18 protein-coding genes are annotated in these 20,127 nt (G+C 50.1%); 10 read left to right on the forward strand and 8 right to left on the reverse strand.

Features of this window, described 5'->3' with window-relative positions:
- Nucleotides 1-140: 140 nt before the first annotated feature.
- The 4 genes from ACJJI5_RS16415 to ACJJI5_RS16430 all read left to right on the forward strand — a co-directional run bounded on the left by ACJJI5_RS16415 (nucleotide 141) and on the right by ACJJI5_RS16430 (nucleotide 3,717).
- Nucleotides 141-1,466 (forward strand): TRZ/ATZ family hydrolase, encoded by a 1,326-nt coding sequence (locus ACJJI5_RS16415; protein WP_444897943.1) that lies wholly within the window; start codon nucleotides 141-143, stop codon nucleotides 1,464-1,466.
- Nucleotides 1,467-1,532: 66 nt separating this feature from the next.
- Nucleotides 1,533-2,234 (forward strand): bifunctional 2-polyprenyl-6-hydroxyphenol methylase/3-demethylubiquinol 3-O-methyltransferase UbiG, encoded by a 702-nt coding sequence (gene ubiG, locus ACJJI5_RS16420; protein WP_444897944.1) that lies wholly within the window; start codon nucleotides 1,533-1,535, stop codon nucleotides 2,232-2,234.
- A 12-nt stretch (nucleotides 2,235-2,246) separates the two neighbouring features.
- Complete coding sequence (locus ACJJI5_RS16425) at nucleotides 2,247-2,906, forward strand: HAD family hydrolase (RefSeq protein ID WP_413662676.1); 660 nt, start codon at nucleotides 2,247-2,249, stop codon at nucleotides 2,904-2,906.
- Nucleotides 2,907-2,958: 52 nt separating this feature from the next.
- The gene (locus ACJJI5_RS16430; protein WP_444897945.1) at nucleotides 2,959-3,717 is read left to right on the forward strand and encodes a YciK family oxidoreductase; all 759 of its coding nucleotides are present in this window, start codon (nucleotides 2,959-2,961) and stop codon (nucleotides 3,715-3,717) included.
- Between the two features lie 57 nt (nucleotides 3,718-3,774).
- Here ACJJI5_RS16430 and ACJJI5_RS16435 read toward each other — a convergent pair whose 3' ends face one another.
- Nucleotides 3,775-4,083, reverse strand: coding sequence for a hypothetical protein (locus tag ACJJI5_RS16435; RefSeq protein ID WP_444897946.1), 309 nt, complete (start codon nucleotides 4,081-4,083; stop codon nucleotides 3,775-3,777).
- A 668-nt stretch (nucleotides 4,084-4,751) separates the two neighbouring features.
- Between ACJJI5_RS16435 and ACJJI5_RS16440 the strand changes: the two genes are divergently transcribed.
- A complete protein-coding gene (locus ACJJI5_RS16440) occupies nucleotides 4,752-5,900 on the forward strand; it encodes a sigma-70 family RNA polymerase sigma factor (RefSeq protein WP_444925445.1) in 1,149 nt (382 codons plus the stop codon).
- Between the two features lie 99 nt (nucleotides 5,901-5,999).
- On the forward strand, nucleotides 6,000-6,584 hold the full coding sequence (locus tag ACJJI5_RS16445) for an acyloxyacyl hydrolase (RefSeq protein WP_445354662.1): 585 nt from the start codon (nucleotides 6,000-6,002) through the stop codon (nucleotides 6,582-6,584).
- Between the two features lie 54 nt (nucleotides 6,585-6,638).
- Here the strand turns inward: ACJJI5_RS16445 and ACJJI5_RS16450 are convergent, their stop codons facing one another.
- Nucleotides 6,639-7,760 carry a glycosyltransferase gene (locus ACJJI5_RS16450; protein WP_445354663.1) on the reverse strand — a complete coding sequence of 374 codons (1,122 nt, stop codon included), beginning with the start codon at nucleotides 7,758-7,760 and terminating at the stop codon, nucleotides 6,639-6,641.
- A gap of 146 nt (nucleotides 7,761-7,906) precedes the next feature.
- On the opposite strand from ACJJI5_RS16450, the gene ACJJI5_RS16455 reads away from it, so the two are divergent.
- Nucleotides 7,907-8,797, forward strand: a complete 891-nt coding sequence (locus tag ACJJI5_RS16455; protein WP_445354664.1) for a TraB/GumN family protein — start codon at nucleotides 7,907-7,909, stop codon at nucleotides 8,795-8,797.
- A 135-nt stretch (nucleotides 8,798-8,932) separates the two neighbouring features.
- Nucleotides 8,933-10,207, forward strand: coding sequence for an OprO/OprP family phosphate-selective porin (locus tag ACJJI5_RS16460; protein ID WP_445354665.1), 1,275 nt, complete (start codon nucleotides 8,933-8,935; stop codon nucleotides 10,205-10,207).
- Between the two features lie 53 nt (nucleotides 10,208-10,260).
- Here ACJJI5_RS16460 and ACJJI5_RS16465 read toward each other — a convergent pair whose 3' ends face one another.
- Nucleotides 10,261-13,818, reverse strand: coding sequence for an indolepyruvate ferredoxin oxidoreductase family protein (locus tag ACJJI5_RS16465; RefSeq protein ID WP_445354666.1), 3,558 nt, complete (start codon nucleotides 13,816-13,818; stop codon nucleotides 10,261-10,263).
- A gap of 277 nt (nucleotides 13,819-14,095) precedes the next feature.
- On the opposite strand from ACJJI5_RS16465, the gene ACJJI5_RS16470 reads away from it, so the two are divergent.
- Complete coding sequence (locus tag ACJJI5_RS16470) at nucleotides 14,096-14,566, forward strand: Lrp/AsnC family transcriptional regulator (protein ID WP_020413378.1); 471 nt, start codon at nucleotides 14,096-14,098, stop codon at nucleotides 14,564-14,566.
- 63 nt (nucleotides 14,567-14,629) lie between these two features.
- On the opposite strand, the gene ACJJI5_RS16475 is transcribed toward ACJJI5_RS16470, so the two are convergent.
- Both ACJJI5_RS16475 and ACJJI5_RS16480 read right to left on the reverse strand, forming a co-directional pair.
- On the reverse strand, nucleotides 14,630-15,145 hold the full coding sequence (locus ACJJI5_RS16475; RefSeq protein WP_445354667.1) for a shikimate kinase: 516 nt from the start codon (nucleotides 15,143-15,145) through the stop codon (nucleotides 14,630-14,632).
- A gap of 19 nt (nucleotides 15,146-15,164) precedes the next feature.
- Nucleotides 15,165-15,887: an acyltransferase gene (locus tag ACJJI5_RS16480; RefSeq protein ID WP_413662686.1), complete on the reverse strand. Its 723-nt coding sequence runs from the start codon at nucleotides 15,885-15,887 to the stop codon at nucleotides 15,165-15,167.
- Between the two features lie 116 nt (nucleotides 15,888-16,003).
- On the opposite strand from ACJJI5_RS16480, the gene ACJJI5_RS16485 reads away from it, so the two are divergent.
- Nucleotides 16,004-16,621, forward strand: a complete 618-nt coding sequence (locus tag ACJJI5_RS16485; RefSeq protein WP_282932028.1) for a class I SAM-dependent methyltransferase — start codon at nucleotides 16,004-16,006, stop codon at nucleotides 16,619-16,621.
- On the opposite strand, the gene ACJJI5_RS16490 is transcribed toward ACJJI5_RS16485, so the two are convergent.
- Genes ACJJI5_RS16490 through ACJJI5_RS16500 form a run of 3 tightly spaced genes read right to left on the reverse strand, consistent with a single transcriptional unit; the run spans nucleotide 16,550 to nucleotide 19,796 of the window.
- Nucleotides 16,550-17,662: a prenyltransferase/squalene oxidase repeat-containing protein gene (locus tag ACJJI5_RS16490; protein WP_445354668.1), complete on the reverse strand. Its 1,113-nt coding sequence runs from the start codon at nucleotides 17,660-17,662 to the stop codon at nucleotides 16,550-16,552. The two genes, ACJJI5_RS16485 and ACJJI5_RS16490, sit on opposite strands and share 72 nt — an antisense overlap.
- The gene (locus ACJJI5_RS16495; protein ID WP_445354669.1) at nucleotides 17,659-18,420 is read right to left on the reverse strand and encodes a class I SAM-dependent methyltransferase; all 762 of its coding nucleotides are present in this window, start codon (nucleotides 18,418-18,420) and stop codon (nucleotides 17,659-17,661) included. The genes ACJJI5_RS16490 and ACJJI5_RS16495 overlap by 4 nt, the downstream gene beginning before the upstream one ends.
- Nucleotides 18,420-19,796: a glycosyltransferase family 4 protein gene (locus ACJJI5_RS16500; RefSeq protein ID WP_445354670.1), complete on the reverse strand. Its 1,377-nt coding sequence runs from the start codon at nucleotides 19,794-19,796 to the stop codon at nucleotides 18,420-18,422. Before ACJJI5_RS16500 ends, ACJJI5_RS16495 begins: the two co-directional genes overlap by 1 nt.
- Between the last annotated feature and the right edge of the window lie 331 nt (nucleotides 19,797-20,127).

Consider the following 20,127-nt stretch of genomic DNA (forward strand, 5'->3'; position numbering starts at 1 on the left):
GCGGGCGATTCTACCATAGTTTGAGATGTTTGGAGCTGCAGGACTCGGAGATATCCAACTGCGGCACAAACCACAGTTGTCGCCCCCATTGACTGCGGCTACAGTAAAACACCCCCACAGCAGCCACCAGATAACTCCTCATGCAACAAGCTGTCGATACCCTGATCCACGCACGCTGGATCATACCCGTCGTACCCGAGAAAAAAGTGTATGAAAATTGTTCACTCGCAATAGAAAAGGGCAAAATCTCTGCTCTGGTACCCACAGCTGAGGCCTCAATTCGCTTTAGGGCAACAGATGAAGTCGACCTGGGGCAACACGCACTAATTCCAGGGTTAATTAATACTCACAACCATGCGCCCATGACGCTATTGCGCGGCTACGCTGATGACCGCCCCCTTAAAGAGTGGCTGGAGCAGCACATCTGGCCGACAGAGCAACGCTGGGTAGGTCCGCAATTTGTAGCTGACGGCAGCCGGCAAGCGATTGCCGAGATGCTGCGCTCTGGTACTACTACTTTTTCTGATCAGTACTTCTTCCCGGAAGCCGTCGCCATTGCTGCGCGGGAAAGCGGAATCAGAGCCCATATCGCCTTCCCCGTGCTGGATGCCCCAACCCCCTGGAGCCGCAATAGCGACGAGGCCCTGCACAAAGGATTGGCGTTACGCGATGATTATCGTACGCACGATCGAATTGAGGTGGTATTTGCACCCCACGCCCCCTACACCGTGGGGGATAAAACACTGGAGAAAATTGCAGTCTGCTCTGCCGAAGCGCAGATCCCCATGCAAATGCACCTCCACGAGACCCACGCTGAAGTTGAAAGCGCCCTGAACGCTAATGGAGAGCGGCCCACCGAACGGCTATTCCGCCTTGGGCTGCTGGGGCCGCAGACACTTTGTGTACATATGGTGGCCACTAATGAACGAGACATTGAGCTAGTGAGTTCAAGTGGCGCCCATGTTTCTCACTGCCCATCATCCAATCTCAAGCTCGCCTCAGGCTTTTGCCCGACCTATGACATGCTGGAAGCCGGTATCAACGTATCCCTTGGCACCGATGGCGCTGCGAGCAATAACACCCAAGACTTGTTCTCCGAAGCCAACACAGCCGCACTACTGGCAAAAGCTGTTAGCGGGAACGCAACAGCCCTACCCGCGCATCAGACACTGAGCATGGCGACCATCAACGGAGCCAAAGCACTGGGAATTGAAGATATAACCGGAAGCCTGGAAGTAGGCAAAAGCGCAGACATTGCTGCTATCAATCTCGGCGGTCTAGAACAGCAGCCTTTGCATGACCCAGTGTCCCAGTTGATTTATACCAACGGAGGACACAATGTCAGTGATGTCTGGGTTGCAGGGCGACAACTTTTAAAGGAGCGCCAGCTACAAACCTTAAACGAAACTGAGGTTATCCAGCGGGCGCAAATATGGCGTGATAGAATCAGCGGAAATTTACGCTAGATAACTGATTCCGGCCCAATCGCTGAAAAATGCCGGTTACGAGCGACGGAGTTTGCAGAGAAGTTCATGAGCAATGTAGATCCCTCAGAAATCGCCAAATTTGAGCAACTTGCCAGCCGCTGGTGGGACAAGGAAGGCGAGTTCAAACCACTACACGAAATCAATCCACTGCGTGCAAATTACATTGACGGGTATGCTCCGGTTGCCGGCAAGAAGCTCCTCGATGTGGGCTGCGGTGGCGGTATACTGGCTGAAGCCATGGCACAGAGAGGAGCAGATGTTACTGGTATCGATCTAGGGGAAGCCCCACTCAATGTCGCCAAACTCCACGCCCTCGAAAGTGGCGTCAGCGTCAATTATCGCAAAGTGGCAGTAGAGGAACTGGCAGAAGAAGCGCCCGAGAGCTTTGATATTGTCACCTGCCTGGAGATGCTTGAGCATGTACCAGACCCCTCTTCTGTCATTCGCGCCTGCGCAAAACTTGCAAAACCTGGCGGCAAGCTATTTTTCTCTACGATCAACCGCACCCCTAAAGGGTGGCTGTTTGCCGTAGTCGGAGCAGAATATGTCCTACGCTTACTGCCCAAGGGCACTCATGAATACAGTAAGTTTATCCGCCCCTCAGAAATGGGCGCCTGGCTGCGCGATGAGTCCCTGGAATCGCACGATATAACCGGTATGACTTATAACCCGGTTACCCGCAGCTACAAATTGAACCCCCGGGATGTCGACGTCAATTATTTGATGTATGCCAGCAAACCAGAATAAGTGAACTGCAAAATGAAAGCCGTTTTATTTGACCTGGATGGTACCCTGCTTGATACAGCGCCAGATTTTATTGTTGTATTAAATCAACTGCGCCAACAGGAACAGTTACCTCCACTGCCTGACGAGACGATCCGGGGAACTGTATCCAATGGTTCCAGGGCGCTGGTCACATTGGGGTTTAACAAAGAAGAAGGTGACCCCGCCTTCCCAGGATTACTGCAAAGGTTGCTGGACCTCTACTTGGCACATCTTGCAGAGAAGACAACCACTTTCCCCGGTATCGACAACCTGCTCGACAACCTGGTTGAAAAAAACCTTCCCTGGGGGATTGTCACCAATAAACCGGAGGCCTACACCACTCCTCTAATGGAAGCCTTTACCCATCTACCGCCAGCCTCTGCAATTGTTTGCCCTGACCACGTCAGCAAATCCAAGCCGGACCCCGAGCCCCTATTTTTAGCCTGCAGCCAGATTGGCTGCGCTCCCGCTGAAGCAATTTATATCGGCGACCACAAGCGCGATATCATCGCCGGCCAAAAGGCTGGTATGCCAACTATCGCTTGCGGGTATGGTTATATTGACTCTACAGACAACCCCGCCAATTGGGGGGCAGACCACCTGGTAAATTCCGCCAATGAAATTTGGCCCCTTCTAGAACAACACTATTTTTGAAACTTGAAGTAATACCGGGCACCCAAGCCCGGTGACAGTATCGGGATATTTCATGTCAGACTTTGTTGGCGACTATCAAGCGCCCTCCGACCTATTAAAGAGCAAGATTATTCTTATCACCGGTGCCGGAGACGGCATAGGTAAAACTGCAGCAAAGACTTTTGCTGCTCACGGGGCGACGGTAATTTTGCTAGGCCGTACAACTCCCAAGTTAGAAGCTGTCTATGACGAAATCGAGGCTGCCGGTGGGCCACAGCCGGCTATTTTCCCCATGGACCTGGGTGCGGCAAAAATAGAGGATTTCGAGAGCCTCGCAGAAGCTATTCGCAACGAGTTTGGTCGCCTGGATGGACTCCTGCACAATGCCGGCCTACTCGGGCAACGCACCCCTATCGGCAATTACAATTTCAACACTTGGCAACAAGTAATGCAGGTGAATGTTAATGCAGCGTTTGGACTAACAAAGGCAATGCTGCCCCTGCTAGAGGAATCAGAAGCAGGCTCTGTTGTCTTTACAAGCTCCAGCGTTGGGGTTAAAGGGAGAGCCTACTGGGGGGCCTATTCAGTATCGAAGTTTGCCACTGAAGGACTGATGCAGGTACTCGCCGATGAACTGGAAGGGGTTTCCAATACCCGGGTCAACTCCCTAAATCCAGGGGCAACCCGTACATCAATGCGAGCAACTGCCTACCCAGCAGAAAACCCTCAGTCGGTAACCTCTGCAGAAGATATTATGCCCACCTATCTCTATTTAATGGGCAGAGACAGTAACGGAGTTAGTGGGAAGCATTTTAGCGCCCAGAAGAAATAGAAAGCTTGGCCTATGGACAAGAATCAGAGTCTCAAGCTCGAGGCTTGTCCATAACAGCTATTCACCAAAGCCTTTGTTATCACCTTCCTTAGCACCTGAGCCCTCTCCCGCTGGGGGCATATGCTCTGGAGCATCGGCAAATACATCACCTTCAAATTCCAGCATGCTGGAGTCATCAAACAGCTCTATATCTTGAGCATCTCCCGAATATTGACTGTAATCAACAGACTGGTCATCACGCTCACTAAGAGTAACAACCCCAGCCAAGGCCACAGATCGATCAGACACCGTGAGATTTACTCCCTCAAAAGACACACACCCAATTACAACAGCGAATAGTGCTGTAGGTGCTAGCAATCCCTTCATTTTTCTGCCCCCTGGATAACCTAATTTTATTAATGATCACTACTCGATAGGGTTATTTGTCTACCCTTTAAATATCCTCCTCCATCAAGCAATTACCACTACAAATGACTTTGCTTAATGAGCCGTACTCCAGCCTCCCTCTTAATGGACTGCCAGCGAGTGCGGTTCTTCAAATTCTTTCATGCTGACAACCAAAAAAGTGTGAACCTATCGACAATTCTATTTGTTCAGACAAGTCTCTTGAGGCAAAAGTTAGATGACATCTCTCAATTACAGGCAGCAAATACACTATGAAAGCCATGGTTGTCATCCGCTTCGATATATTTTCTACTCCCTCCACTCGCCCTTTTTCGTAGCAATATTAACGGAAGAGACTGAGGAATATAGCCGAGCTGAGTAAAAAATAAGCGCCCAGCTTGTTATAACAAATTGGTCCTATTACCGAAAATAACACCCAAGAAAGGAAGACGCGGTGGCCGAAATGCCCGGCTCTATTCAAGGGTACATAAAGCTGCCCCTCCTCTTCAGATAAAGAAAACCTACAAGTCCCATTTTTCTCTCCTAAAGTTTGCTGACACATCTATAGTGAGTAGAAATAGACGTCAATCGAAATTTTGAGAGACCGATCAGCAAATATCGTTCACACAGCCAACAGAAGGTTTAAGCACTTGTCCCGAGAACATTTTTACTCAAGGGATGAAGAATGGCTGAAGGATACAGGCGAACCACTCTCTGACTCCTGCCAGGGTGCCAGCGAGCCCGACCCTCAAGTCGAGCGAGACCCTGACGCGGAAGAGATTCATGCAGCGGGTGATACCCTCTCCGAGAGCGGCACCACCCCAATGCAAAGCTATCTCAAGCACCTCTACAGGCTTGAGCTATTAACTCCGGAGGAAGAGCACAGTACCACCTGTCTATTACGCGACCTGGAAGAAAAGCTCATTTCCAACCTCCAGGAAAGTGGCACCCAATTGGTCCAACTGCGTAGCGAGGGAGTCGAGCAACGAGGAAGCACAGGAGCCTATGATCACGGATTGATAATTGCCCACACCGAAATCCTTCTCGCCAGCGAGTACTTGGACAGGCGCGGCCGCAGCAAACTGAACGGGCTATTACAGCGTTTTCAAAAACAGCGGAAAAAACTAATCCAATGCAATCTGCGCCTAGTTATTGCCATTGCAAAACGCTTTCGCAATCCATCAGTTCCCTTTATCGATTTAATTCAAGAAGGCAATGTTGGATTAATGAAAGCTATTGAGCGGTTCAAGCCGCAAATGGGATACCGCTTTTCCACCTATGCCTACTGGTGGATCCAGCAGGAAATTCAGCTGGCCTTGAGGCGCAATGAAGATCTCGTCCGGCAGCCTGCCAACGTGCAAGACGATTTAAGGGCAATTTACAGGGCCATTGGTGAAGTCCGCGCCCAAGGACAACCCGCATCCGATGAAAATCTAGCCCGCCATACAGGACTGGATATTGAGCGAATTCAGAGTTTGTTAAAACTACCGGGACCGACTGGATCTCTAGATGACCCAGTAGCTGACGATCAGAGCAGTACAAGACTAGACTATGCGCCTGCTGACGAACTTTACAATACCGATGAGCTAGTAACCAGTCAGGAGTTGGCTCAACGTCTCCGCGAAGCTGTTGCCCGCCTTCCTGCACGACAAAGGACAGTTCTCAACCTTAGGTATGGATTAATTTCTGACAAAGACTGCTCTTTTCGAGTGATTGGCGAACAATTGGGGCTTAGCCAAGAGCGTGCCCGGCAACTGCACTCCGACGCACTTCGACAATTAAAGCGGCAATGGCGCTAAGAAAGGAAGAAGTCGATGGCAAGCCTCCCGAGAGAGCTTGCCATCGACTTCTTTCCCACTAGTCTTTAAAGCAGCTCTATCAATAAGTATCGCGAAGTTATGCGTAAACAAGTTGTCCTTTCTAAAATTTGCAGCGCTTTAAAATACTGTGCCTGTATTTTTGCCGGCGGACTAATTTTATCCCCCCAGAGCCTTGCTGAATCTGAACTCATTGCAAGTGCAGGCAAAGGGTTGGGGACTGAATTGATGCAATATCGCTCTATTTCAGCCGCAGAAATGGCTGGTTTTAGTTATTCCCACCTACTGTCTTCATTTAACCTTGGCAATAACTCCCTTCAATGGTGGGCACAGGGCAGTTATTCCCATATGCGGACCCAGCATCAAAACGAGAACCAGCAACAAAATATTCTCGAAATTAAACCTATTCTGCGCTGGTATCCTCGCAGTCAACTACAGGGAGGATTTGCCGAAGCTGGAGCGGGCGCATCCTATTTGAGTCAAAAAGATTTTGGTGATATTGGGCTAAGTACTAAGCTCAATTTTGCTCTGCATTTTGCACTTGGCTATCGTTTCCCCAGGGGCCACATCCTATCTTTACGATACAGCCATTTTTCAAATGCCAGAACTAACACACCCAATCCTGGCTTTGATTTTGCTTCTTTAAATGGGCACCTGAGCTTTTAGCAACTTAGTCAATTAGCATTTTACATATCTTCTGAGAATTTTTACGCGCGCAATTTAATTTAATAGCTTCTGAAAGAAAACTATGGCTTTTTCAGCTGAAGCAGAATAGCTGAACTCTTCAGGATTCAAGCTATTTGGCCTATTCACTAACCCCAAACTTTTTTCTATCAAAGACTTCATATTGCCTCGTTGCACTAAGCCATCAGGAAAGTATTTCTCTAAAACTTCCCCTGTACAACCATCAGAGTAAGCGATTACAGGACGTCCCATCGCCAGCGCCTCCCTAGAATATTTTGCACTCTCATTCTTTTCACTCGCAAGATGAAAAACTAACTGGGACGTTGCGTACAACTCACGCATATCCTGGCGCTCCCCCAAGAAAGTAACTCTACCCCCAAGACCTAAGCCTTGCGCGAGCCCTTCCAGCTTTTTCAGATAGCGCAAATCATTTTCGACTAAAGCTCCTACAACCACTCCGTGAACATCATCTCTTTGTACCGCAGCCTGAGCCAACATATGTAGAAATTCTTCCTGCCCGCCATTTGCAGAGATTTCGCTAGGCATTAACCACCAGTTTTTCCCTTCCAGCTGAGGGTAACTATTTAGAAGCTTTAATTGCCACTGGCTCGCTACAGGTTTTTCACGATCAAACTCTCGGACATTAATGCCACGATAAATAACTTCTATCGGATTTTCTGAAAATTTGATAGAAGCATTTTTCAGGTATTTCGCAATCCCATACGAAGTTGCAATAACTCCATCTCCTGCCAATAAACCTTTGTTGAAGTAGCTATTGGAAAAATATTGATCCACCAGAGGCACCAGCTTAGGACGAGTTGCGACTGACTCACTCTTCAAGGCATGCCATGCAAGGAAGGCCGTTGAGCGACCATAGGTATGGACAATATCCGGTTGCAATCCTGCGAGAATCTTACGCAGGCGGGATTTGTGCCGCAAAGACCAAATTGACTCACTGATTTTTGGAAAGCTGATAAAGTCACTACCGTGCAAACGAAACCGCGCCTCCAATGGCCCACCAGTAGAAATTACCAGGGACTCGTGGCCTTTTTTGACCAGTTCATTTGCAAACTCAAGCGCAAGAGTTGCTGTAATCCCTGGTTCTAGGCTGGGCAAAAACTGTACAACTTTCAATTTGACTTCCGTGAAACAGACCAAAAGGTCTATTTTGACTTCCTATAGGATAATTTCCCAGTAAATCATCACTAATTTACAAGTCAGTGACTTGATGCCTAAAAGCCCCTCTGGTACCTGAAGGTGTTAGTGATAGTATTTGTAAAGGCAAATTACTCAGGGGCCCGACAATGCTTCAGCGACAAATAAGTTACTTTCTCGCCTTTACACTGCTTCTACTAACAATAGGAGCTTCAGCCGCTGAGAGCGATAAAGGCATCTTCTGGAAAGCAACTAAAGATGATAAAACCGTTTACTTATTAGGCTCGGTTCACTTGGCAACTGAGGACTTTTACCCTCTTAGAACAAAAATTGAACAGGCCTACTCCAATAGTGATGCCATTGCCGTCGAGGCTGACATTCTCGCTGCAGAAGGCGACAGCCTGTTACAGCAGCGAATCATGATGGAGTCTATCTACCAAAGTGAACGAACTTTAAAAGACGAACTTCCACCCGCGATATACAGCCAACTGAAGTCGTGGATGCGAAAACGTAGTATGCCCGAGGCTATGTTTATCCGGCAGCGTCCCGCCATAGCCATGATCTCTATGAGCATGATTGAGATGCAAGCCCACGGCCTCAACCCAGAACTAGGCATTGATAGGCACTTTTTACAAAAAGCAAAAAAGGATGGAAAATCCGTTCTGGAGCTGGAAGGTGTCTTGCAACAATTCAAGATGTTAAATGACCTGGACAACCCTGCGCTCCTCTTCCAGCAAACCCTTGAGCAAATTGGGGATATTTCAACCTTTTTACCCAAACTCACCAGCGCATGGAAGCGAGGAGATGAAGAAGCTTTGAATCGCCTTATTATCCTCGACGGCCTAACTGAAAACCCTGAATATAAGCCGCTCTATGACACACTTTTTTTTAATCGCAATGAAAGGATGGCTGAGAAAATTGCCCTTAAAGGGCCAAATTACCAGTCTCTGTTTGTCATTGTCGGCGCTGGCCACTTGGTGGGCGAACGCAGTGTTATCGAGTTTCTAGGCGACACTGGTTACAAATTAGAACGCCTTTAATCAACTGTCCAGTAACCCCCGGCGCAGATTTTCTGCGCCGTCCCATCCCCCCTCCCCGTCCAAAGTCTTTTCTATTGCTAAACTCGAATAGCACTTTTCCCGTGACCAATGACAACTCTCAACTAGAGGCGTCCGATGAAATGCTGGGGAGCATACTGTGCCATATCAATTCTTTTATTTAGCTTCCCGGCTATTGCTGATGAAGCCGAGACAAAAGGCGGACTGAAAATTGTCTCTGACGATGGGGATTTCTCCGCACAACTCGGCGGAAGGATTCACTTCGATACATACATTTTTGACAAAGACCTAGAAGATCCGGTCAATACAACCGACTTCCGTCGGGTTAGATTGACAATGAGGGGCAAAATCTGGGAGTGGGAATACAAACTTCAGAGAGACTTTGCCACCAGTGGAACCGCAGGGTTGCGTGACGTTTATTTAAGTACAAAGTTCTATACAGGAAAGTTGACTATTGGCAATTTCAAACCCAGTCGATCAATGAGTCAACTAACCAGCTCAAACGACCTCGTACTTATGGAGCGAGCATTTACCAGCTCTGCAGGTATTTACGACGGACGAGGCTACCTACAGGGGATCAAATGGGATAAACAATGGTGCTGCCATACCTTCGGTTTTACCCTGTTCAACTTGCGAAACCCCGGTGACCCACGCAATTCGGGGTTTGGCGCCGCAACTCGATTAACCTGGGCTCCAATCAGCGACTCCATATCAACCGTTCACCTGGGCGTATCCCGTAGTTACGAAAAAGCTAACCAAGATACACCTGATATTATTGCTGAGGTCGCCTATGCGGGCCGGCGGGGGCCAGAGCAACTTATAGCCATCTCACCTGGTGGATCAGTTAATTTTTTTGGCGATTTTGGTGACGATGAATTTTTTCTCGGCGACGGTGGGGGGCGGGTCAATATTACCGGTTTCGAGCTGGCTGCAACCTACGGTCCCTTATTTGGTCAGGCGGAATACGCCTACGGGCACTTTTCAGGAAAAATATATCTCTCAGAATTGGTCTATGAAGAGTTTTTCGGTTTGCCTCCGAATTTTTTCTGTGACCCTATCACCGGGTGCTTTATTGGCGGGCAGGATGTCCACTCCTGGTACATTTTGGGAAGCTGGGCAATTACCGGACAGCACAAGCCATATGACGACAAGAAAGGGGTTTTTAAGTCAATTAAACCATCCCCCCCAGAAGGCGCATGGGAAATTGCCGCAAGATACCAAACTATAGAAAACCGCAATTTCCACCAGCTGCGAGCAAGTAATCTCACGTTAGGGGTAAACTATTACTTCAACCCCAAAGTCCGGGTAATGATGAACATCACCCTAGGCGACAACGATTTTACTGGAGACAAAACCAACCAATTCGCCATACGACTACAAGGGGTTTGGTAGAGGAGTATAAAGTGGCTCAAGACAGTCCTTGAGCCACTTTACCAAACGGGAAATTAACCTACTTGCTGTGCCTTAGCTGGGTCAAAAACCTCAACCTCCGCTGAAAGTTTTATATCCCGAACCGGATTTTCAAATCGATTTAATGCGATATTTCGCTGTTCTTTCGCTTTCTCAATATTGGCCTCCTTCACCGGGCCGTAGCCCCGGATGATATCCGGGTATTGAAGTAGCTCAACTGCAGCAGCGTGATTCTGCGAATTTAATTGGCCCAGAACTTTCTTAACCAACTCTTCATATTCGCTAATCAGTGCCCTCTCCATTTTTCGCTCTGCTGTATAGCCAAAAATATCAAGCGCCGATCCGCGCAAGAATTTCAGCTTCGCCAAAACACCAAATGCCTTGTACATCCAACCGCCAAATTTCATTTTGCGGGGACGCCCCAAGCCTTTATCGAAGCGCGCCAGTAATGGGGGAGCCAAATTGAACTCCAGGGTAAAGTCACCACTGAAGTTTTCTTTTAGCGATTCGGTAAAGCGACTATCGGTGTATAGGCGGGCCACCTCGTACTCATCCTTATAGGCAAGCAATTTTGCGTAATTGCGCGCAACCACCTCGGCCAACTGGACATTCCCGGGCACTTTTAAAATCTCAGCAGATTTCACCGTATCGACCAAACTGCGGTAACGCTCGGCGAGGTCTGCATTTTGATAACCGGTGAGGTGCTCCACCCGGTGAGCTACAATCGCCTCAAGAGTTTGTGGTACCTCTACTGCAACTTTTTCGTGGGTTAACAGTTTGTCCAGAGCGTTGCGATTTTCTGCCGCCAACCGCCCTGCAGCAAATCCCTGCAGATTTCCTTCCACAGCTACACCGTTTAAGCGGATCGCTTCCTGCAGGGAGGCTTCAGTTAGCGGAATCAACCCTTTCTGCCAGGCGTAGCCGAGCATGAAAATGTTGGCGGCGAGCGTATCACCCAGAGCTGCTTTGGTCAGGCGATGCGCTTCCACAGAGCTGAGCTCATTAACCGCGCCACTCACCGTATCCAATACCGCTTGCGGTGAATGGACATCCTCACGCCCGAGAACCGTTGCCGCCGTTGGGCTCAAGTGGGTATTCACTACCGCGCGACTGTGCGATTTATCCAGTTTAACCAAACAAGCTGCCACATTGCCGGCTGCAATCAAGTCGCAGGCCATTAGGGCATCGGCACGACCGTCAGAAATACGTACCGCCTGCAAAGCCTCGGGCGCAGCTGCAAAGCGAATATGGGAGTAAACCGCTCCGCCCTTCTGAGCCAATCCCGTCTGATCAAGGGTACTGCACGCCTTGTCTTCGATATGTGCTGCCATCGCTAACAAGGCGCCAATAGTCACTACACCCGTACCGCCAACGCCGGTAACCAGGAAGTTATACGGCTGCTGTAAGCCCGGAAGCTGTGGCGAGGGCAACTTGGCCGCTTCAGTTCGCAACACGTCACCCACCCCGGCGCCCTTGGCAATATTGCCACCCTTCACCGTAACAAATGAGGGGCAGAAGCCGTTAACGCAGGACATATCCTGGTTACAGCCGGTTTGGTTTACCCTGCGCTTATCACCCAGCGCCGTTTCCACTTTCTCAACAGCGATACAGCTCGACTGCTGGACGCAGTCTCCACAGCCTTCACACACCAGCTCGTTAATGAAGGGGCGCCCCTCGGCTTTAGGCAGTAGCCCGCGCTTGCGCTTGCGGCGCAGTTCGGTGGCACAGGTCTGGTCGTAAATAATAACGGTACAACCTTCAACCTCACGCAGCTCATCCATTACAACGGGCAAGTAATCCCGGTGACGAATTTCAACTTCACTGGGGAAGGACAGCGCACCCTTGTATTTATCCGGGTTATCCATCACCAGGACAACTTTCTGCACCCCTTCTGCCAAAACTTGGCGACAGATCATATCCGGAGCCAACTCACCATCGTGGGGCTGGCCGCCGGTCATGGCGACCGCATCATTAAACAGGATCTTGTAAGTGATATTGACCTTGGCAGCCACGGAAGCGCGAATCGCCAAAATACCGGAGTGGAAATAGGTACCATCACCCAGGTTTACAAAGACATGCTTTTCAGTAGTAAACGGCGCCTGCCCTACCCAGTTGACCCCTTCGGCACCCATTTGGGTGAAGGTATAAGTCTCCCGGTCGAGCCACTGGGCCATATAGTGACAACCAATACCTGCTAAGGCTCGGCTTCCTTCTGGCACCTTGGTGGAACGGTTGTGAGGGCAGCCGGCACAGAACATAGGCAAGCGAGACACACTTGAGCCAGTCTGCTGGGAAATACGTTCAGCCAGCGCATTGAGACGCATCAAGCGGTGCTTGCCGCCTTCATCCAACTTGTCCTCACCTAAAACAAAACCCAATACCTGGGCAATAATCGCTGGCGACAGCTCTCCATAAGCGGGCATCAGCGGCTGATCACAATCGTCCACTTTACCGAGAATACGCGGGAAATTCGGGTCCTTCACGTGGACGTTGTACAGTTCCTCTTTCAGCTGTACTTCCATCAAACTGCGTTTTTCCTCAAGCACCAGCAGCGTATCCAAGCCACGGGCAAACTCCTGGATACCCGGCACATCCAACGGGTAGGTCATACCCACTTTAAGGATTCGGATACCGAGCTGCTTGGCCTTCTGCTCATCGATACCCATATCTTCGAAGGCCTGCATCAAGTCCAGATGGGCCTTACCGGTAGTGACGATGCCGAGGCTCGCCTCAGGGTTTTCCAATACAACCTTGTTGAGTTTATTGGCGCGGGCAAAAGCCAGCGCAGCAGGGCGCTTGTAGCGCCACAGGCGCTCTTCCTGCTCGAGAGGGTTATCCTGCTTGCGAATATTCAGGCCGCCCTCGGGACGTTCAATATCCGGGTAGTGGAATTTAACCCGCTCAGGGTCCACTTCCACGGTCGCAGAGCTATCCATATTTTCTGCCAGGGTGATCATTGCCACCCAGCAGCCGCTAAAGCGGGACAGCTCCAGCCCGTAGTGACCATAATCCAACACTTCCTGCACGGTGGCGGGGTTAAGTACTGGAATATGCATATCCACAAAGGCAAATTCAGACTGCCCTGGATAGGAGGATGACTTACAGCCGTGGTCATCGCCGGCAACGATCAGTGCGCCACCTTTGGGAGAGGAGCCAGCGGCATTGGCATGGCGAAATGCATCGCAGGAGCGGTCGACACCCGGTGTCTTGCCATACCAAATCCCACAGACGCCATCCACTTCTGCACCCTGGAACAAGCCCACCTGCTGGGAACCCCAAACTGCCGTAGCCGCCAACTCTTCATTGACGCCAGGCTGGAAACGGATGTTGTACTCTCCCAGCAGTTTTTTCGCCCTGGATAACTGCAGGTCGTAGCCACCTAAGGGCGACCCCCGATAACCGGAGATAAAAGTCGCGGTATTGAGGTCGCGATCCCGGTCCATTCGCATCTGGTCTATGGGTAAGCGCACAAGGGCCTGGATACCTGAAAGGAGCACACGGCCCTTGAGCATGGTGTAGCGGTCGTCCAATGAAACCTGTTTTTTTACTTGGGAATCCGCCGTACTTTGAGGACTGGTTACTTTTTCAGTCATACACCTACTTCCGGTTAATTATTCTTCTCGAAACCCGGTTCGAGTTATTAGTCATTATTCTTCCGAATAGTCCGTTTTCTGTGGTTAGATGCGCCTGTTTTTATATTTGCCGCAAAGTCCCAGAGCGGCTGAGGGCACACTGCACCTATCCCGAAACGGTTTAGTCAGGTCATACTAGTTCGTTAAGCGCAATAGAGCATTGCTTTATTCACGCAAATATGCGTAAATTTGTGATAGAAGTTTCGATTTAGATAATTTTTATAGGATAGGAGTCTTTATGAAGCGTTCGACAGACCTGGATGATTTTGACCGTAAGATTCTGCGAGCGCTGCAGGAGAACGCAGATTACTCCATGGCAGAGCTGGGCGATAAAGTCGGCCTTTCGCACACCCCCTGCTGGCGCAGAATCAAGCGATTGGAAGCCGAAGGCATTATCCGTGGCCGTGTTACCCTGCTGGACCCACGCAAACTGGATCTGGGTGTCACCGTATACTGCTACGTTACCATCCACAATCACGATGAGGAATCCCTGAACAACTTTGAATCAGCAGTTCAGGATGTCCAGGAGGTGGTCGAGTGCTATTCCACCAGCGGAGACAAAGACTATGTCCTGCGCGTTGTAGTGGATAGTGTGGAACACTATGAGCAATTACTGAAGCGCTCTCTGGTACACCTGCCAAACGTGGCCTCAGTCAACTCCACCTTTGCCCTCAAGCAGGTGAAGTACACCACCCAGCTGCCACTTTAAGCCAAAAGTGTGAAAAGTAAAGCCCCTTGCTTTAACGCATGGGGCTTACTGAGAAAATGTCGGTTACTCTGCAAGCTCCTGCAGCGCATTAAGTAAATGATCAAGCGTTTCCTGCAGTGATTTACTGTCACAATCCACCGTTATTTCTGCATATTGCCGGTAAAGGGCCTGTCGCTCTTCAAATAAGTCCGCAAAAGACTGCCCGGGCGCCTTCGCTATGCCACGGCTTTCATAATTGTGGATACGCCGACGCAGTTCCTCCGCTGAACACTGAAGAAACACTACCACACCCTGACTGCGTAGATTCGCCATACCCTCATCGCTATAGACTGCGCTTCCTCCAGTGGCAATAACATCACTGGGGAGGGTGGCCTCAGCTAAAACCTCCCCCTCAATGGCGCGGAGATTAAGATAATCACTTTCAGCCATAATTTGCTGCAAAGTCTTGCCCTCTCTGGACTGGATCAGAACATCAGTATCTGTAAACCCCAGTGCCAGCTCCTTTGCCAACAACACCCCCAGCGTACTTTTACCGGCGCCGGGCATTCCAATCAGGACAATACTTTTTCTTTTTTTCATTTTATTAATACTTGCACATTCAATCGCTACGGCGGGGAAAGAATACCGAGCGCAACCAACCCAATAAGGTGTTCCCACCCAACATCATCTTATCCAATTCATCCAGATTATGCGCTTGGCGAAAGGCATCGGCAAATAATGCCTCCCGGGTAATCATTCGCCGCTTGGGATTAATTGATTTAATGGGTTTTGCCGGATTACCGGCGACAACCGTATTTGCGGGGACATCCTTGGTGACGATACTGCCGGCTCCCACTACAGAATTATCACCGATAGTGACACCTTTGCAGATGGTTGCACTATCTCCAATCCAAACATTGTTACCCAGGCGCACCGGGGAGGTACAACGGAAGGGCCGCGTGCGATTGTAGAGCCCATGCCAATCAGAATCGGAAATATACACATTGGCTGCGATCATACAGGCGTCGCCAATCTCAATAGATTGAGCCGCAGAAATACGTACCCCTGGAGAGATCAATACGAAATCCCCAATAGTAATAAATGCCTCTCCCCCCTTGTGCCCAAAAGTGGTAAAGCGAATACACTTCTCGTTGTTGGAGATTAAGTGAGGATAATTTCCGAGCCGAACATTTCCGCCAAAAACATGGACAGAACCCGGGTCCATTACTTCCGGCTCAACCCCAACCGCATCGAATTGTGGCAGAAGGAAATACTCTGTTCGCCATTTTCGCCAACGCAGCTGCAGTCGCTTGAGCCAATAGGGCCTGTGATCCTTACGCATATTTTAATTTCTACTTATATTTTATGGGATTTACGGAGCCCTGAGTAAAAACCCAATTGCTTTTGTATTAGTGGCAGTTTAGTGTTTCGGCCACGAAAAATAGCAAGCGTTTACCCATGTCCCTAAATCTACCTATTGATATTCGAGCAATTAAAGGTTTCCTCGCCGCCCATGAAGGGGAAGCTCTCTACCACCTGGCAGCTGAAGCCAGCTCACTGGGTCCCTGTCTTGAAGTGGGCAGCTACTGCGGCAAATCATCAATTTACCTGGCCAGTGCCTGTAAGCTGACCGATAACGTCCTGTTCGCCGTGGACCACCATCGAGGATCTGAAGAGCACCAGCCCGGAGAGGAGTATCACGATCCCGAACTGTTTGATGGCCAGGCCAATTTAATGGACAGTTTTCGCACTTTCCGCGCGAATATTCGCGCGGCTGAATTGGATGACTGGGTTGTTCCCGTCGTCGCCCCCTCCGCAACAGCTGCACGCTGCTGGAATACCCCTTTGGGTCTCGTATTTATTGACGGCGGCCACTCCCTGGAAGCGGCCATGACCGATTATCGCAGCTGGTCCCGCCATATCGTGCCCGGTGGCTACCTGGCGATCCACGACATTTTCCCGGACCCCGCCGATGGCGGCCAAGCGCCCTACGATATTTACAAACTAGCCCTGGCTTCCGCTCAATTCGAGCTCGTCGAAACTGTCGACACCCTGGGAATCCTGCGCCGCATTTAGGGGCAGGCGCACCGATGTAAACAGCTCGCTCGCTGGCGTTAATCCGGCGAGCGCATCGGCAGCCAGAAGCATGGCCCCTACAGTCCAGGTGGTTTTTTCCTCCGGCCAGATGGCCTCATCCCGGTAGACATAACCGGTCCAGTAGCCCCCATCTTTATCCTGCCAGCGGTGCAAGCCGCGATACAAAATTTCCGCCCGCGAACGCTGGCCAGCAGCGATTAGGGACATAGTGAGTTCGCAGGATTCAGCCACCGTCACCCAGGGCTCATCACTGACGCAACGACAACCCAAACCAGCCACGACAAACTCATCCCAGCGCTGCTGAAGACGCAACTGCGCTGCCTCACCAGAAAAGGCACCGGTTAATACGGGATAAAACCAGTCCATTGAAAAGCGCGCCTTGCTTTCCCAGGTGCGATCAAAGCGCTCCGGTTTATTGCGCAGCGCATCGCCCAAAGCTTCCCGGGCAAGTATCCATTGAGGGCGAGCAACCCCTAGCTGGTGGGCAATATTAATTGCGCATTCCAGACTTTTATAAATGGAAGAACAACCGGTGATCAGGGCATCTTTCATAGGGGCGCCCTCTGAATCTACCGCCCAATGAATTTCGCCAAATTCCGTTTGCAAGCGCAATACAAACTCGATTGCACGCTCCACCATCGGCCAATAGCGCTGTAAAAACAGCGCGTCTCTACTAACCAGAAAGTATTGCCAAATTCCTGTTGCCACATAGGCAACAAAATTGGTTTCACGGCGCTCCCGGTTGTCTATATCGCCATCTTTATAAGCGGCCCACCAGCTGCCGTCTTCCAGCTGAATCTCAGCCAACCAGCAATAAGCGTTTTCAGCAGCACTGAACTCTCCGGCAATGGCGAGCCCCATAGCGGCCTCAACATGATCCCAGGGGTCGGCATAGCCCCCTTTAAACCAGGGAATTGAACCATCGGGGAGCTGCTGGGAGAGAATATAGGCGGCGCTATCCTGGATAAATCCTTCAGGGAAAAGACCAGAAGCTTTTGCCGGCACAGAAATTTTACTCATGCTTCAACTCCCTCAGGCAGAGAGAGGGGCGTATCCACTCGTTGTGTCGAACCAGCAGGTTTCACAAAATAGAGAGCGATACTTTTTCCCAACAGCGGGTTCAATAGTTTTTCGAGAATCCGGGTAAAGGCTGGTTTCTTCATCAGATCCCACACCAACAGGCGATGATAGGCAGAGACCAAACGGGAATCGGGCTTGTCCCAAAACAAACACTTTAACCACCAATAAGGTGCATGTAACGCATGGGCCTTATGCCGGGCAAAATAGTGGTGTCCCAGTTTTTCAATATCCTCTCGCAGCCCGCGCTCGCGGAATATTCGGATATGCCCACCCTCAACCTGGTGGTATTCATCGCTGAGTTTCCAACACACCCACTCAGGAAAAAATGCCGGTACTGTCGCGGCAAAAATACCAGAGGGTTTTAATACCCGGTTAATCTCAGCCAGGACAGACTTGTAATCGGAGATATGCTCAAGTACCTCTGAGCAGATAACTACATCAAAACTCCCATCGGCAAATGGTAGTTGCAAGCCATTGGCAACTCCGAACTGCAAGCGACCCTTTGAATGCTCGGGAGAGCGGAAAGGTTCCGCTCGCTCACTGGCAGTGCGCACATCATCAAAACACAGGTCAATGCCGTAAACATCAACCTCATCGGTGATCATCAAGTGAATGGAATGGCGCCCTTCACCGCACCCCAAGTCGAGGACTTTTTGGCCAGGGCGAAGATTTAAATACTGGGGATCTACAGTAATCATCAAGCCGCCTCCGCACTGCGCATATTCGGAGTTTCTATTTCATAACTACTGGGTTGTTCCGCCAGTGTATGTCCGAGAATTTCCCGGTAATATTTCACCAAACTCCCTGCAGCGATTTTCCAGGAAAATTTATTTTCAATGCGCTGGCGACCTTTCTCACTGAGTTCTTTTCGCAGCGCTTCGCTGGATAAAACCTGGCGCAGGGCATTAGCCAAAGCTTCGTGATTTCCTGCAGGGACCACGATTCCGGCATCCCCAACCACCTCAGGCAAAGCACCCCCGTCACTGGATACTACCGGAGCACCACATGCCATTGCCTCCCCGGCAGGTAAACCAAATCCTTCGTAGAGCGATGGGCAAACTACCGCTGTAGCCTTGCGGTAATTATCGACCAGTTCTTCGTTAGAAATACCGGAGACAAACTGAACCCTATCCTGAAGATCCAGATCGTGAAGCAAGTGTTCCGTGGCGCCACCTTCGCGTAATTTGCCAACCACCAACAACTCTATGTTTTCATATTCCTGGCGTAATTCCGCCAACGCCTGTAATAAAAAGCGCAGACCTTTAAGCGGCTGGTCTGCCGATGCGGTGGTCATAATTCGCAGAGGCAAGCGCTTATTCTCTGCCCCTGGGTTGAATAATTCGGTATCAATACCGTTGTAAATCAGGTGGATCTGCTCGGGAGCTACGCCAAACTGCTCGATAATATCCCGCTCAGATTGCTTGGAAACTGTCACGATATGGCGAAGCTTCCGCGATACCTTAATCTGCATATTCAAAAAATTATGCCAGCGGCGTACCAGCAAACGAAAACGCCAATCGGGGGCGGCATCTAATGCCAGTTGACGATCCCGGGTAATGGGGTGATGAATTGTCGCGACAACAGGCAATCCTTTTTTTTCGATATCCAGCAAGCCGTAACACAGTGATTGGTTATCGTGAACAATGTCGTATTGTTTGCCGTGCTTGCGCAGGTATTTATTTACCCGACGGCCAAAGGTATAAGGCTCGGCAAAACCGCCGGTAAGCTTACTCCACCATTCAAAAAAATCCGCCCACGACAGCAGGTGGCGAGGTTTCAAGGCCCGCGCTGGACGCTCAACTTCATAGAGGTTCAACCCTGGCATTTTGATGAGTTTTACGCGCCCATCGAGTTCTGGGTAGGGCTGGCCAGAAATAACATCCACAGAGTGACCAGCATCAACCAGTGCTTTACTCAGGTAGCGCAGGTAGATGCCCTGACCACCACTGTGTGGATTGCTGCGATACCCCAAAAGGCATATTTTTAGTGGCTGCGTCTCGCCAGCCGTTGGACCGTCTGCACAATTTCCCAAGGCGGTCATAGTTTCCCCATCTGCAATATTCTTATACCCCATAACATTATCCGCTCTCGCACAGACACTCTGCGAATGCCAACGTCTAAGAGCCGACCGTTTGGGGTGTCTCGCTGGTAAAGCGGAAGAATACACTGGCGGAGAAATGACTGCTAGGCGGAAGCGGTCCACACTCTTGGTATCCTGGCCCAAGGATGTGTGCTCGCAAGCCAAAATAGCAACAAAAGCCCAGCAATCGCACACCGTGTCATTCGATACACTCAAGCCATGGCGACTTTAAAAGAAGGGATTAACACGAACAGGAAGTGGAAATAAGTCAATCGAGAATAAAAAAATGCCCGCCAAAAGGCGGGCCAGATTTCTCGAACACACT

It is taken from the genome of Microbulbifer maximicatervae (SeqCode) (assembly GCF_052467955.1).

Excerpts from the sequence above, each read along its gene's own strand:
- ACJJI5_RS16415 (WP_444897943.1), top strand. The coding sequence starts at position 141 with ATGCAACAAGCTGTCGATACCCTGATCCACGCACGCTGGATCATACCC.
- ubiG (WP_444897944.1), top strand. The coding sequence starts at position 1,533 with ATGAGCAATGTAGATCCCTCAGAAATCGCCAAATTTGAGCAACTTGCC.
- ACJJI5_RS16425 (WP_413662676.1), top strand. The coding sequence starts at position 2,247 with ATGAAAGCCGTTTTATTTGACCTGGATGGTACCCTGCTTGATACAGCG.
- ACJJI5_RS16430 (WP_444897945.1), top strand. The coding sequence starts at position 2,959 with ATGTCAGACTTTGTTGGCGACTATCAAGCGCCCTCCGACCTATTAAAG.
- ACJJI5_RS16435 (WP_444897946.1), bottom strand. The coding sequence starts at position 4,083 with ATGAAGGGATTGCTAGCACCTACAGCACTATTCGCTGTTGTAATTGGG.
- ACJJI5_RS16445 (WP_445354662.1), top strand. The coding sequence starts at position 6,000 with ATGCGTAAACAAGTTGTCCTTTCTAAAATTTGCAGCGCTTTAAAATAC.
- ACJJI5_RS16455 (WP_445354664.1), top strand. The coding sequence starts at position 7,907 with ATGCTTCAGCGACAAATAAGTTACTTTCTCGCCTTTACACTGCTTCTA.
- ACJJI5_RS16460 (WP_445354665.1), top strand. The coding sequence starts at position 8,933 with ATGAAATGCTGGGGAGCATACTGTGCCATATCAATTCTTTTATTTAGC.
- ACJJI5_RS16465 (WP_445354666.1), bottom strand. The coding sequence starts at position 13,818 with ATGACTGAAAAAGTAACCAGTCCTCAAAGTACGGCGGATTCCCAAGTA.
- ACJJI5_RS16470 (WP_020413378.1), top strand. The coding sequence starts at position 14,096 with ATGAAGCGTTCGACAGACCTGGATGATTTTGACCGTAAGATTCTGCGA.
- ACJJI5_RS16475 (WP_445354667.1), bottom strand. The coding sequence starts at position 15,145 with ATGAAAAAAAGAAAAAGTATTGTCCTGATTGGAATGCCCGGCGCCGGT.
- ACJJI5_RS16480 (WP_413662686.1), bottom strand. The coding sequence starts at position 15,887 with ATGCGTAAGGATCACAGGCCCTATTGGCTCAAGCGACTGCAGCTGCGT.
- ACJJI5_RS16485 (WP_282932028.1), top strand. The coding sequence starts at position 16,004 with ATGTCCCTAAATCTACCTATTGATATTCGAGCAATTAAAGGTTTCCTC.
- ACJJI5_RS16490 (WP_445354668.1), bottom strand. The coding sequence starts at position 17,662 with ATGAGTAAAATTTCTGTGCCGGCAAAAGCTTCTGGTCTTTTCCCTGAA.
- ACJJI5_RS16495 (WP_445354669.1), bottom strand. The coding sequence starts at position 18,420 with ATGATTACTGTAGATCCCCAGTATTTAAATCTTCGCCCTGGCCAAAAA.
- ACJJI5_RS16500 (WP_445354670.1), bottom strand. The coding sequence starts at position 19,796 with ATGGGGTATAAGAATATTGCAGATGGGGAAACTATGACCGCCTTGGGA.